This window comes from Nitrosomonas sp., assembly GCF_019752415.1.
Lineage (GTDB): Bacteria > Pseudomonadota > Gammaproteobacteria > Burkholderiales > Nitrosomonadaceae > Nitrosomonas.
Window position 1 is genome coordinate 1 of the sequence record NZ_JAIEME010000047.1, and the last position, 14,073, is coordinate 14,073.

Consider the following 14,073-nt stretch of genomic DNA (forward strand, 5'->3'; position numbering starts at 1 on the left):
AGCGATACTATGCAAATCTAGTCGCTGCTTAAACACATGGACTCCATTTTTGACAGCACACCTCACGTAGTGGTCTAAGCGTTCAGCGCTATTTCAGGGAGACAGCTGTACGCGCCGGCGAATTGAGGTCGGATCGGCCAACAATCGGTATCATTGGGCCACTGTATCTTCCGGATAACAGGAAGCGAATAAGTGCTGCCTTGAACTCCGCTGCTCCTCGTGAGCATGGGACTGACGATTCTATCTTCTGGGTGGCTCCATTACAGAATACCTGGGGTGCATCAAGAGCGCTAGGGACATTTCTGGATGGCCTGAAGGATGACTCGATTGCGCAGGTTGATGAAATTGCGGTTTCAGAGAGAAACGTATTCGCAATCGCTTCTGATCCGACGCCCCGACATCTGACCCTCACCTTTCAGAATGTTCTGCTCCGATCCAAAAATGGATCCTTGCCGACCATTCTCGAAATAATGCTCGTACCACAGCGAGTGGTCGCAGTTACAGTGCATGCGCCATTGGTAGAAGGGCGAGGATTTCCGATTCCATTAGGTATACTAAGTTTCGATCCCAAAGTTATTCGGCGCGCTCATCAATATCTTCAGACGCAGCTAGGTGCGCTATTAAAAGTTAATCGATCCGTTGAAAAATATAGGTTCCGAGAAGCATTGCTTTGGGATACACCGCCTGGACTCCAGTACGATAAAACTGAATAACTGCGAATCCCGATGAAATCCGCCACTGGTTCCAATGCCAAAACCGCCAGAAATTCCAATCGAAACCCTCCAGTGGCGCCGACTGGCCACTTTGCAACATTCGATAATTTCAGCGTGTGGCGGCTGCAACATAATAAGCCGTAATTCAAATGTAGGCGCTTTCAATCATCGCCAGCGCAAAAAACGGCATCATAAAAGAGGGCCGTTCGGATTCTTGAACCCCGCATCCGCGAAACAAGTCAGCCGTTGCCCAGATTTTTGATTTGCCTTCTAGTAAGAAATGGTGTGTTAACTTCCCAATTTGATCATTTACAGCATCGTACCAATCACAAAAGCACAACATTCACTTGCTTGCCAAACACCTCTTGCACCGTCGGAATCAAATGGTCATGGTGGCTCAGGAAGATCACTTGGGTTTGTTCTGACAAGGCTTTAAGTGCTTCAAACCCCGCTTTTGATCGGACATCATCGTAGTTGATAAATAGATCGTCAGCGACGAATGGCAACGGCATGGCCTGTTCCAGATGCATTTCCAGGGCCGCCAGTCTAAGTGCTAAGTAAAGCTGATCTCGTGTGCCGTCGCTCATGCCAGAAATACCGACCAGCTTGCCATCGGAACGTAGCCCTTCCAACACCATCGGCTCCCGTTCAAAATCCACAATCAGCTTACTAAACGATCCGGACGTTAATGTCGAAAAGATCGTACCCGCTCGTTGTAACAGTGGCCCCTGCTTCTCTTCTCGATAACGGTCTATAGACCAGCGGAGCAAGCGCCCGGCGGTAAAAACTTTGACATAGCGTTCCGCCGCATCTGACATTTGCGCAAGCGCTTCTTGGCGTTGGGCCTCCGCCTGTGTGGCCGCGTCTGATCCACCGATTTCGGACAAAGCCCGCAAGGCATTTGCATGGTCAGCCGAAAGCGTTGTTTGCTGCTGCACGGCATCAGCAATTTCAGCGTTGATGTGTGCGAGTTCAGCGGCTAGCTGAATCAGGTCTGCTGCATCGATCTCCGCTTCGATTTGCTGTCGTGTCAGACCATCCCCACCATTGACAAGAGCGGCCTTGGCTTCTGCCAGATCTGCATTCAGGCCACGTTGTTCGTCAGATCGGCCAATTGCTTCATTGAGCAAAGCCGTGGTGTCGACGCCTGCTTTTTCCATTAACGGTTTCAAACTCGCCATGGCGGTTTGACTCGATTCTTTGGCTTCCAATACCTGCCTGTTTGCAATACGCAGGGCTTCCTTAAGCCGATTGCTTTCAGTAAAAGACTCGCGGGCTCGCTCTAAACGATGGGCTAATGTGAGAGCAATTTGCTCGGCCGGCTGATCTTTGAGCTCAGCGGCAACGATTGGCGCAAGACGATGTGCTTCAATAGAAAACGCCTTCAGATCAGCATTCATGGTGTCGATACGCTCGACTTGAATCTGCCGCATCTTTTCTAACTTTTCGGCGATTTGCTCAATGAGCTCAAGAGCCCCTTCCACCGTGCCAGTATCGCTGTCAGGGGATAACCCCGTCTTGGTGAGCGTCGTAGACCAGGCCTCAGACCAGCGGCTGACCTCCGCTTTCGCATCCTCAGTGACTTGCTTTAACGTTGTGGCCAGTGACTGCGCGGCAAGTAATTGAGCCGATAAGGTTTCATGCCGAATTTTAGCGCTGTCGATGGCTTGGATATGCTGTTCCGCCTGAACGCCCAGGACAGACAAACTATCCGTCTCGACCACAGGAAGTCCGGCTTCTTGTAAGGCCTTGGCGAGGGATAATCTGGATGCTGCAATTGATTGACACAATGACTCCAGGTCACTCTGTGCCTCTTGATAGGCAATTCCAGCAGACAGCGCCCTCTCCCGCCTAAGTAGCCAGGCACCCATGTCCTCTAAGTTCATACCGGCCAAATCCATACCGACTGCCTCTTGTGCCCATCGGTCATCAAACCGCTGAAGATCTTCTGCCCATTGTGAACATTGGCTTTCGATCAGCGTTAGGCTCTGCCGCTCCCGTTCCAGCAGTTGATTCAAGCTTTGCAGTTCGGTGGCTTCCTCGACATCGTCGAGTCGCCTATCCGCCACTTGGTCGGCATGGGTCATTTTCTCCTCAAACGTGTGTCCCTCACGTTTCAGATCAATCTCACCCGTTTTAATCGCCTCCCACGCTGTATCGCGTTCAGTCCGCGCTTCTATCACCGCCTCCCGTGTCGTGGGATGATGCAGTGCTTTAAACTGAGCAATTTGCAATTCAATCCGGGCAACCTCGGCAGTTTGATTTTTTAGTCGCAGTAAGTCAGCTTTTCGATCCGCAATAAGGGCCTGCCGCTCTTGCATCAAACGGGTTAGTTTTTCTTGGCTAGGCGGCTGTAGTGCCATTAACTCAGGTAAGGGCTTGCGCCATTGCCCCAAATCCAAGAATAAACTGTCCAACGCTGACTTCGTCTTGGTCAACGTAGCTTGTCGCTTTTGGAGGGCTATTTCGGTGTCACCGAATGATTTGGCGTTTGCTAACGCCGCACGGAGCGCGGGCTTGATCTCGCCCATTTGCAACTCAGCCAGTTGAGCTGATAGGGTTTTGATTTCAGAATCCTTGGTCTTTTCTGCCTGTTCTGCTGCCCGTAATGTCTGAAAAATGCCGCCACGGTCGCGGACCAGTTGCCTGAGTTCACGCCGGACCAGCAGTGTGGGTAGGCGCCTGGCAATGGCGCTTTCAGTGTCTTGGGCCCAGCCCAGCTGGGCGCAGGCTTGACCAACCGCTTGCCAAAGCACGGCTATTTCCTTTTTTCGATGGGCGATATCGCCTTCATAGGCACTGTATTGCAGGCGAAGGTTATCCAGTTTGGTGATGTCGGCAGCCAGTTCAAGTACGGCTTCGTCTACTTCGATGTGAGATAGCGCTTCCGTGAGGTTTTCAACCTCGCCATTGCGCAGTGCCAGGCGCTCAAGGGCGATAGCCAGCTCGCGTTCTGCGGTTGCGAGAGTGGCCGCGGCCTCTGCCGGCAGTTCTATCACCTCGCCCAGTTCAGCCAGTTTCTGTTCGTTTTCCCTTAGGGTCATCAGAAATGGGGCTAGCCTGCGGATGCGTTCCAGGCTGTTGCGCTGGCTTTGGCGTTGCTGATGACGTTCGCGCTCATGACTGAGCGCTGCTTGCAGAGATTCGACCTTACTATGGGCGTCCACCCAGACTTTAGTGCGAACGGTGGCTTCCTTTAACGCGGTGGTCGCCTTATCGAGCTGATCTGCAGCGATGTAATAGGTCCGTTCATTGGATTTTCGGGGAGCCCACAGCTTATCCGCCTCGGCGACCAGTGCATCACGGATTTTGCCCAGGCTGGCAACGCCGGCTGCCGATTGAAACAGAATCTGACCCACGTCGTTCTCGGCATTGAGGATGCTATTGCCGCCGTTCACCAAACGGGTATGGTCAAGACCAAACATTTGATCAAAGAAACTTCTATCCGCAGTCCCAAGGAATGGTGTCAGTGCAGTATCCGACAAGATGGTATCCACTGGCGAGCGCAGGGTTTGTTTTTGCGCTTTAGCGCGCTGAAATTCAAACGTGCCTGCAGTATTGCTAATATAAGCCCCTAAGCGCAATTCGTTAAGCGGGTGCAGGAAACTATGAACGGAACGCGGCGGAATACCAAACAACAAATCAACAATGGCGGCCCGCAAGGTGGACTTGCCAGCCTCGTTGGGCCCGACAATCAAATGAAAGTCCTGTTTGGCCACGGGAAACTCTACTGAGCGGTCGGAGAATTTGCCGTATTTGATCAGGTCCAAGCGGTGGAAGCGCATCGTCTGTTCACTCCACCTTGGCTAAATGAGACAGCAGCCCTGGCCGGACTTCGCTGACCAAGTCCATCAACTCGCCTGAGCGGATGGCTTTAAAGTAAGGAACCGTCGTTTGCAACTCCAAGGGCGCCTTGTTGACCAAACCCAACAGATCATCTTGCAAGCTTTTAAGAAAGTCGGCGTCAGACTCAGCGGTCTGCAACAGGTCCTGTAAATCGGATAGCGCATCGGCACGTGCTCGCAGCGCCTCGCCGTCATCCGCTGCCGAGGTGGCCACCCTCACCTTTTCAATCCAAAGTCGCTCCGCCCCCATGGCGACGGCCAAGGCCAAGACTTCGGCACGCAGTTGCGACTCGAGTCCGAAAAGATCGCCATGCGCAGACGTTTTGCCGGTGACGGTGACTCTAACAGCTATAGGAATTGTCGACGGGCTGCTCTCTACCAGTTCGTCGAGGGCTTTGCCTATCCTGGATACTACTTCCGATAGCGTTTTGCACTCGGTAGCATCGACGTCAAGATTGGCCCAGCGCAGAACATCGACGAACAGGCGCTGGATGTCCTGAATGCCCTGCTCGTCTGCCGTTACCATCACGGCACCACGTGGTCCGGTCTCCCGAATATGACGGCCTTGGAGGTTGCCAGGAAAAACTACGGTCGAAGCGCCTTCCCATATTTGATGTTCATGTACATGACCCAGTGCCCAATAGTGATAGCCCTTGGCATGCAGTTCATCCAAACTGCACGGGGCATAGCTGGCATGTGCTGAATTGCCCTCAAGCGCGGTGTGTAGCACACCAATATTGAACATGCCTGGCACCGGAGCGGGATACCCTGTGACGAGGTTTTCTAAAGTCTCTTTTTCCCTAAAGCTGCGGCCATGTAGGGCAACCTTGAGGTTATCCAGACGAAACGTGTTGGGTTTTCGGGTGTCGAAGGCAAAGACGTTGTCAGGCAGTTGCAGTTTCTTGGTCATCTCACTTTCGGCATCGTGGTTGCCGAACAGCAGATATACCGGAATGCCGGCTTTTTTCAGGCGCCCCATTTCTTTACAGAAATAAATGCCCGTGTTGTGATCCTTCCAAGTGCCATCATAAAGATCTCCGGCAATCACCATGAAGTCAACCGGTTGCTCAATCGCTTCGGTAACCAGATTGGAAAAAGCATCGCGCGTCGCCGTGCGCAGCATTTCCACTGGGGCATCAGGGTATGCACTCAATCCGGTTAATGGACTGTCCAGGTGTATGTCTGCCGCATGGATGAATTTCACTAACTTAGCCCTTTTGATCTCCGTGACTGACTCCGTAAACACTCCACCGCTGAGCTTATCGCAGTGTCGTCAGGCTTTACCGATCCCCATTCCTTCCAAAAATCGCGGGTCGCGCTGTCAGGTGGAACCTTCGGAATATCCAACTTAATACGACTAGGCAACAATACAGCGTCACCAAGAAGAAGCGCCTCACCCGTATCGAGTAGCGGAAGTATACTGGTCAGACCAGCAAGTGAATCAGGCATAAGGCGTTTGATAACCCCTTGATCGGTCTCGTTAGTTAAGCGCAAAGCCAAGAAATTGTTACACTGACTTAGGATCGTTCGACTTACATCTGAAGGGCGTTGACTGACAACGAGCAATGAGAATCCATATTTTCGACCTTCTTTCGCAATGCGCTCGAACGAGCCCAATGCCTGTTTCTGAACAGCGTCTGCATCGTCACGAACTGGAAGATATAGATGCGCTTCGTCGCACAAAAGCGTAACAGGTGTACGTGAGCTTCCATCCATCCAGAACTGCACGTCATAGAGTAGGCGCGCTAGTGTTCCAGTGACGACAGGCAGCACGTCCGCCGGAACCTCAGAAAAGTCGATAATCTTGATGCCAGAGCCACCATCTGATTTGAGTAGCTTTAACACTTGAATAGCGAGCCAGTCGTATTTTGCAGCAGGTGTCGGAGGTGAGAACATAAATCCATAGCGGCGGTCATCAAGTTTGGTCTCCAAGCGCGAAAGGAATCGAGTCAACTTATCTTCCCATTCCCCCTTGACTGGAGCGCCTTTTGCGCCAATGCCCTTTGCTGTATTATCAGTATTTAGAAGCGCGACCAGTTCTTTCAGGTCATAGGGGATTGGCGAATCGACGGTAAATGTTTTCTTTGTATCGGCTTTGCCCTCGGCATCTAGCGTCTGTTCCTTGAGATTGCGAACATGCAATGTGAATCGTGATGCCTGATTGGGTGCATTCTGGTCGCTACGATCAAGAATCATGGACAGCATTTCGTCCCGATTTAGTAACCAGTACGGAAGAAAAAGAACATCATCGCCAGGGTTTTCCAAATCACCAGGACCTGCAATGCGGAATCGGTCAGCGAAGCCACCATTTGCTTTGTTGGCTAGGGGCGCATATTCCCCGTGCATATCAAATACTATGATATTTGGATATTTGAGCTTGGCAGCGCGTTCCAGAATGAGCGCTACCGCCCAGCTTTTCCCAGAGCCTGTGCTGCCAAGAATCGCGGCGTGCCGCTGGAAGAACTTATCACCACTAGCGATGGCGTCCGCCGAACGGTCGGCAACGAAAGTGCCGAGTTTCAAGCGTTCATCCTCTGAGAAACCAGCTCCGAGGATTCCCATAAACCGTTGGAGATTTACGCCCTCGATCACGAAGCATTCGCGATCTATCTGCGGGAAACTGTCTGCTCCACGCTTAAAAGTGTTTGTCTTTGCTCCTTCGATTGTCCTGAATGTCCCAATCAGAACGCCCTGAATAATATCTGTTGGTACGGTGATAAGCGGAGCTACGACGTCATCATCCTCTCCTTGTTCCGGTAATTCCTCGCGTATGCTGCGCGTGACTCTCTCGGTCATCGCAATCAAATACTCACGCTCGGTCGTTCCACGGATTGCGATAAGCTGGCCGATACCGATGCGGGTGAGTAGTACTGAATTGGTAACGTCGATAGCGACGCGACTGGTATCGACAGATGCGACCCGTCCTATCTTTTCTTCATTGGAAAACTGGAGTGCCGCTTCGGTCATGGTTCGAGTACCTCGGATATAAATGTGTCAAGTTCCCACAAGGCAAGGTCGGCGATTTGACTCTCAACCTTGTTGATAAATATGGATGCCCCTTTGCTAGTACCAACCACGGCGTGTTGGATGGCGATGACATTTGGACATTCGCTTGCAAGCTTCATCGCATTGGGAGACAGTGAGTGAGTCAACAAAAGTGTAGGAATCCCATTACGAATACGAGGCGTCAGGTGCGTTTCGAGATGGTCGTCGTTGAAACCGTATCCAATAATTAAAAATCGTGAGGCGCGGTCGATGGCTGAATTAGCCCGCTCCCTGTGTTTATCAAACGGACTTTCGTAGCCGTTGCGAAACTTGTTCAGGCCTGGCGTTATAATCAACCTTGGAGATGGAAGATCGCCAGAGTAGCGCACTGGATTACCGTCTCGCTGATACCAATCGAGACTGCCATGGGGTTTGAAGATGTTGATCCGAGGCCTATAGCGACGTTGCACTTGCTTGGCTCGCAAATTCACTTCTCGCAAAAAACTTAAACGGCTTTCCTGCTCATTCAATGTGCCGGCAAAGTGGCCGACAAACATGGAGTCGACGCCAAGTCCGGCTTCCTCAGCGGCAATTTCGACGAGCCTATCATAATTAGTCGTCACGACCGGAAGTCCGGTTTGAGGTTTAAGGAGATGTGACAGCAATCGCGTGAAGCGGAGCGTTTTCTTCCTAGCAAACACTAGGCTAATAATTTCCTGCTCTCGTTTGGCTATCAATTCTGCGGTACGGGCGACAATCTCAGCTTCTAATGTTGACGTGGGAGCTAAGTCAAGCATTGCCGCTTCCAAACCCTTTGCCTCAATAAGTGGTAACAGCTTTGCCCAATGATCCACATCAGAGGGTGCCAAGCCAACTCCGATTGTGGATTTAAGGTAATGCGCCAGTTCTCCCATACCTGGAAGACCTTCAGCACATGAGAGACCAGAACCAATAACGGTAACAAGGCCATCACTGAAATGACGCTGTAAATGCAATTTCAGATCATCTATGTCCAAGAGCTACTCTCACAATTATTCGGGCTATGACACCATTCCATTTCCCTATTCACTCAAAATCACCTTCTGCATCAACATCTGATTATTGCCGTAAAATGGCACATCAGTTTCACCCAGTACAGTCGGCGGCAAGTCTTGAAGCTCATTGATATTGGACATAGGCACCAGAACCATCTTGGCGCCGTTCTCGGACAGCATAGAAACTTTGTCAGTAAAGTTCAGTGCTCGCTCGATGGCGCCACCCACTGAAATATTGCCGAGCACGCCCAGAGCAGGTTTAAGGTTTCGCTTGTAGATAGCCGATAGAATGGCCACATACGTTGCAGCACCAATGCCTGATGAGACATTAGCCCCTAACAGCGAGGTGATCTGTATCGAGATGTCGTAGTTTTTCAGCGAGTGTTGCTCATTGAGGATCGATTTCTCGTTAGCCTTGATGTATTGGTAGGTGTTCTTAATGTCTTCTTTGGGTGCGGCATTATTGGTGCCGGAAATATTTAGCTTGCCGCTACCAGCAACCACCGCCGTTTCAATCTTGATCAAAGTCAGATTGTCACCATCACTGGTTGCCGTGTAGCAAACACCAGGCGATAGTGGCGAATTTTCGATCAAGTGTGAGCCGCGCTCTTCCGGCAGGGAGACAAAGGTTTCTTCCTGCGTTTCTTTGTCGATATAGGAGAAATTGGTATCCCAGAACTCCATGCCACCAATACGCTTTAACTGCTCTTTAACCCGGCGACGCATCTCTAGGGCAATGGTCAAATATTCACGCACATCCTCTTTGGTGTAATTCCCGTCTGGATGGATAAGCTTGATTAAGCCGGAAACGGTTTTCTTAACTGGTTTGGTATCGCGTTGCTTGAGATGCGGACCCAGTGCAAAAAACTTCTCGATGACGTCCGTTTGATTTTGCTTACGCTGTGACTTTAGGCATTCCGAGAAAAAGTCGGTACTGAAGCCAAAATTCTTGGTGAAGTGCTTGGGTGCAAACTTCAACATTTCCCAGCCTGGAAGATAAAAATGGATCCGATCCAGGAAGGCCATGTCGTTATTCACTTCTTCGGACAACGGGCTAAACAGATGTGAGTGCTGCAATACCGTTTCAACCGGTTGATTGATATTACCGTTCAAAACAATGGATGCACTGCCCGAAATTTCACCGCCAGCGCCTGCCCGAGAGAAAGAGCCTGATTCCATGTAATCCTTCATCAATGGAATCGCATCTTTTTCCTTGAAGAGCTTGTCGGTTGCCTCATCAAACGTAATCGTATCCCATTGCCCGACTGCGCCCACCTTGCCGGTGGAACCGTGTACAAACAACTTGGCGACAGTTCCCTGGCCACCAGAAATCAGAACCGCATAGGGCGTGAGCTCTTTAAAGACATAGGATTTACCGGTAGAACGCGGCCCCAGTTCAATGAAGTTGAAATTTGCTTCTACGAGTGGAATTAGTCTCGACACTATCAGCATCTTGATACGATCGGTGACTCCCTCTGCCGTTGGCTCGATACCGGAACTGCGCAAAAGAATATCGATCCATTCGCTCTTGGTGAAGTGAGACCTGTTGCGTACAAAGTTGGCGTTTTCAAAATTGGATAACTGAATAGGCTTAATGTCTTCGACCACAAACGGATAAATTGTGGAGCCGATGACGATATCGGGGTCATAGCGCATTTCGATGATCGCCCAAATCCCACCGAGCATCATCTTCTCGTGCTGGCGAACCAGGCTTTCGCTGATATTGGCGTTTTTGATGTTACTGTTTTGCAGTCTGGCCCAATACACATCCTTCTTCGAATCAAGCTCAACACTGACCTTGTCAATAATCTTGTAGCGACCTTGATTTTTTATTTTGGCGTGAATCAACGCGCTTTCTTCCGGGTTGACATAATGCTCGCTCAGTATGCGTTTAACGTTATCTAAGCCTTTTTTAATGGCTTCTTCGTCATTCGTAGAGCAGGAATTGGCGATCAAATATTCAAGTACAAACACCGGGACATTCTCGCCAACCTTAAGCAACTGCACCAAATCCTTCTTAACGACAAAGCCCCGAAAATGCTCCAGTAGCTTTTCATCCAATTCATCTAAAACGATACTCATTAGTCCAATATCCTGTGCATAGTCGATGTTCTTTTTAAAGAAGACCGCCAAGGTCTCTGGCGACAATCTGGGTGACCGACACTTTGACCAAGGTCTGCTTGGATAAAGCATCAATCACAATTACATCGATACTTGGGTGGCCATCAAAAACATATTCTTTTTTGATCAGTTCACCGGCTTTCAGTGTCACGATGTCGCTTTTATTGAATTTCTTGCCCTTATCTAAAAACAGCAGTTGCACCTTTCGCTCTGCATCGGGTAAATCTGCGTTATTTTCTTCCGCTTTGAGGTGAATGGAATAGTTTTCCCCAACGACGCCATTCAACTGGCTTTGATTGACGATGGACACCGTCAAATCATGGACGTCCGAACCTTGCGAGGTAAATATCACAAACGGAATAATCAGCTCTTGTGGTGCCAAGCCGCCGTGGGCATAGCCATATTTGCCCGGCGTTTTAAAAGGTTTCATTCCCTTGGCAAAGTAAAGGTACTGGTAGTGACCATAACTCTGCTTGATTTCGATGAAGTCGGAACTGATGTTTTGCTTTTCCACCGCACGAACATAGCGTTCGGCCTTAATAAATTCGCCGGTAAACTGAACTTCAACCTTATCCGCTTCCGTCAGAATGCCGGTCAATACAAAGCCATGGTCAGAGGTTACGACTACTTCCTGGAATCCGTTTTTGAGCAAGAACTGAATTTTTTCAGCCAGGGTATCTTCGATCGTACCGATAAACTTCAAGGCCTGGTGTTGCAGTTTTTCAGCAATATCGTCAATGTCCTTGTAGGAACAGATCAGCACCTCGACATCCAGGTGTTGCATCCCAATATCATCAAGCTGAATAAATCGAACACTTTTGGACAGTTGGGCGCGGAGAAACTCTTCGCGCTTGCTATGCACAGACTCGATAATGCCGTCATTTCGGTACAACAAGCTCATATTGTTTTCAGTTTCCGAGGGCATGCCGCAGCAACGGAACTGGTTGTCCACTTTGACGCTACTTCCAAGCTTAGCAATCACACGCTGGGAAATTTCATAGGCGATACCATCCCCGACAATGACGGCAATTTTGCCTTGAGCCGATTGGATCCTGTCGAGCAATAAGCCTTTCTGGTTTACCTGATAGCTGTCGAAATTTTGAAACCACTTGAACAGGAAAGGCGACATCAGTTCGTTATAAAACGCCTGAAATGGGCGGATGATGTCATCGTCACCCCAGAACTCTTCGTAAATACCCCGGATGGCGGTATCGATTGGGTAAAGTTCGCTGGTGTAATAAATCAAGGCATCATCCAAAGATGAAATCGCTTTGATCTTTGTCGTATCAAGCTCAAGCAATTGCAAAATTCGTCGCCACAACCCTTTGCGCCATTGACTGCCAATCGCTGTTTTGGAGCGGGCCTGTAGTCGCGGCAGTTTGGCTTTGATGTATTTAGGGTCGGTAAGATGCTGTGCAATATCGTTAACCCAGCGCAAATCCACCGAATCAAAAGGATGTTCGGGATGAACGCCCCACAGTTCCACCACCTGGTGTTGGGCCTGCAACGCTTTACAATATTGATACAGTGAGTCTTCGAAGGACTTTGAATCGACCCATTTGGAATACACGTCCAGGTATTTCTTTTCAGGCTTGCTCTCTAGCAGTGATCCTAAAATTTTTTCTGCCACTTCCTGCGCCAAGGTCTTCGGCGGCTGGTCAATCGGATCTCGTCCCAACCAGATATTGATCCTCTCGAAAAAAGCCTTGATGACTACAGGTTTTTGATTGGCGCAAAAGCCTTCAGGATCGTGAATAAAAGGCAAAATATCGGTATTGATATTGAACAAACGTCCTTCACCCTCACGGCAAAGTCCGTCCCAATATTCCAACCCCTTACCGATACTTTGATGGGCCGCAGCCTTCAGCTTTTCGGAAGCCAGATTGATGTTTAGTCCCAGCTTGTCAAAGACTTTTTGAGTTAAGTAATTCTCAAGCTTATTGATCTCAACACAGCCGCAGGTTTCACAGTAGTCCCGAATAAAGGTCAGTTGCTTTTTAGGGGTGGGCGTCAACACCACCACCTTGTCCTGCCGGTGATGTTTTTCGATGGTGTACTTACATTCCAGCTCTTCAATGGCGTTATTAACGACAAAAACTTTGTACTTGGCAGGTAAAACTTTTTGCAGCAAATCCAGATGAGCGGACTCGTCAATCACAACCACCTGATTGCGCTTGGCAAGCACATTGTCTATATCCTGATTGAACCATTTATCAAACATCGCTATCACTCTCTTGATCGGATTTGTCTTTATGTTCAATCCCGGCTGCTGCTTCCAATTGCTTTTTTAATTCTTCTTTGGACGGCAGATAGAGTTGATATTTTGATGCGAAAATATTGGAGTCTTTCGGCAAAGTCAGCTCGACTAACGCATCATTTTTACGATGGCAAAGCACAATCCCAATGGTCGGCAACTCGTCTTCGGTTTTTACATGGCGGTCAAAATAATTGACATACATCTGCATCTGTCCCAAGTCCTGATGGGTAAGCTTGTCGCGTTTCAGATCAATTAAAACGTAGCAGCGCAGCAGGCGGTTATAAAACACCAAATCCACATAGAAATGGTCGTTTTCAAAGGTGAAGCGTTTCTGTCTGGCCTCGAACAAAAAGCCTTTTCCCAATTCCAGCAGGAAGTGTTCAAGTTTATCGATGATGGCCGTTTCCAACTCATGCTCTGAATAAGCACTTTTCTCTTCCAGATCCAAGAACTCGAGGACATACGGGTTCTTGATGACATCCGACGCTTTTTCAATCACCAAGCCCGTTTTCGAGAGTTCCTTGATACCCGCCTGGTCGCGACTCAGTCCCAAACGCTCATAAAGCGATGCCGAAATTTGCCGTTCCAGCTCACGAGCACCCCAACTGTTGGCACGAGATTCAATTTCATAAAATCGGCGTTCATCGGCATTGGATACGGTCAGCAAGGTTACATAGTGCGACCAACCCAGCGTAAAGCGGCTGGCTAATTCCACAGACAGTGTCCGCACCCTATCCGGATTACCCTCTACGGCTAAATTAGATTCGCCAGACAGTGTCTGGCGAATGTTTTGCCAATCGGTCGTTTGCGTCGAAGATGGGTCAGGTAATGTCTGACCAATGTTTTGGTAAGCACTATAAAAGGCGCGGCATTGCTTGAGACTCGTCGATGAAACACCTTTCAATCCCAGAGTTTTAAGCTCGGCCGACAAGCGGTTGATTAGATTTTTACCGTACAGCTCGGCTCGGTCGGCGCCGGCCTGCTCAAATTCGACGATGTACCAGCCAAACAGCCAATTTCGAACCACCAAAGCAATATCCACCGAGCGAGCCGCCCGGTTCTGTAGCTCCTGATGCGTTTCCTGAAACAGGGTTAGTAATTGCGAAAACTCCATGTAA

Annotated in this window: 9 protein-coding genes; 2 read left to right on the forward strand and 7 right to left on the reverse strand. The window is 49.5% G+C overall.

Features of this window, described 5'->3' with window-relative positions:
• The first annotated feature begins 200 nt into the window (after positions 1 to 200).
• Together K2P83_RS08625 and K2P83_RS08630 are read left to right on the forward strand one after the other, a co-directional pair.
• Positions 201 to 713, forward strand: a complete 513-nt coding sequence (locus tag K2P83_RS08625) for a hypothetical protein (RefSeq protein ID WP_292928268.1) — start codon at positions 201 to 203, stop codon at positions 711 to 713.
• A gap of 12 nt (positions 714 to 725) precedes the next feature.
• Complete coding sequence (locus K2P83_RS08630) at positions 726 to 857, forward strand: hypothetical protein (RefSeq protein ID WP_292928270.1); 132 nt, start codon at positions 726 to 728, stop codon at positions 855 to 857.
• Positions 858 to 1,039: 182 nt separating this feature from the next.
• Here the strand turns inward: K2P83_RS08630 and K2P83_RS08635 are convergent, their stop codons facing one another.
• The 7 genes from K2P83_RS08635 to K2P83_RS08665 form a co-directional block, all read right to left on the reverse strand.
• The gene (locus tag K2P83_RS08635; protein WP_292928272.1) at positions 1,040 to 4,498 is read right to left on the reverse strand and encodes a YhaN family protein; all 3,459 of its coding nucleotides are present in this window, start codon (positions 4,496 to 4,498) and stop codon (positions 1,040 to 1,042) included.
• 7 nt (positions 4,499 to 4,505) lie between these two features.
• Positions 4,506 to 5,804, reverse strand: a complete 1,299-nt coding sequence (locus tag K2P83_RS08640) for a DNA repair exonuclease (RefSeq protein ID WP_363279480.1) — start codon at positions 5,802 to 5,804, stop codon at positions 4,506 to 4,508.
• Positions 5,762 to 7,354, reverse strand: a complete 1,593-nt coding sequence (locus K2P83_RS08645) for an ATP-binding protein (RefSeq protein ID WP_292928276.1) — start codon at positions 7,352 to 7,354, stop codon at positions 5,762 to 5,764. Before K2P83_RS08645 ends, K2P83_RS08640 begins: the two co-directional genes overlap by 43 nt.
• A gap of 167 nt (positions 7,355 to 7,521) precedes the next feature.
• Positions 7,522 to 8,559, reverse strand: a complete 1,038-nt coding sequence (locus K2P83_RS08650; protein WP_292928278.1) for an SIR2 family protein — start codon at positions 8,557 to 8,559, stop codon at positions 7,522 to 7,524.
• A 45-nt stretch (positions 8,560 to 8,604) separates the two neighbouring features.
• Positions 8,605 to 10,659, reverse strand: a complete 2,055-nt coding sequence (gene brxL, locus K2P83_RS08655) for a protease Lon-related BREX system protein BrxL (protein ID WP_292928280.1) — start codon at positions 10,657 to 10,659, stop codon at positions 8,605 to 8,607.
• Between the two features lie 34 nt (positions 10,660 to 10,693).
• A complete protein-coding gene (locus K2P83_RS08660; protein WP_292928282.1) occupies positions 10,694 to 12,919 on the reverse strand; it encodes a hypothetical protein in 2,226 nt (741 codons plus the stop codon).
• The gene (locus K2P83_RS08665; protein ID WP_292928284.1) at positions 12,912 to 14,069 is read right to left on the reverse strand and encodes a PDDEXK nuclease domain-containing protein; all 1,158 of its coding nucleotides are present in this window, start codon (positions 14,067 to 14,069) and stop codon (positions 12,912 to 12,914) included. Before K2P83_RS08665 ends, K2P83_RS08660 begins: the two co-directional genes overlap by 8 nt.
• Positions 14,070 to 14,073: the final 4 nt, after the last annotated feature.

Excerpts from the sequence above, each read along its gene's own strand:
- K2P83_RS08630 (WP_292928270.1), top strand. The coding sequence starts at position 726 with ATGAAATCCGCCACTGGTTCCAATGCCAAAACCGCCAGAAATTCCAAT.
- K2P83_RS08635 (WP_292928272.1), bottom strand. The coding sequence starts at position 4,498 with ATGCGCTTCCACCGCTTGGACCTGATCAAATACGGCAAATTCTCCGAC.
- K2P83_RS08645 (WP_292928276.1), bottom strand. The coding sequence starts at position 7,354 with ATGACCGAGAGAGTCACGCGCAGCATACGCGAGGAATTACCGGAACAA.
- brxL (WP_292928280.1), bottom strand. The coding sequence starts at position 10,659 with ATGAGTATCGTTTTAGATGAATTGGATGAAAAGCTACTGGAGCATTTT.
- K2P83_RS08660 (WP_292928282.1), bottom strand. The coding sequence starts at position 12,919 with ATGTTTGATAAATGGTTCAATCAGGATATAGACAATGTGCTTGCCAAG.
- K2P83_RS08665 (WP_292928284.1), bottom strand. The coding sequence starts at position 14,069 with ATGGAGTTTTCGCAATTACTAACCCTGTTTCAGGAAACGCATCAGGAG.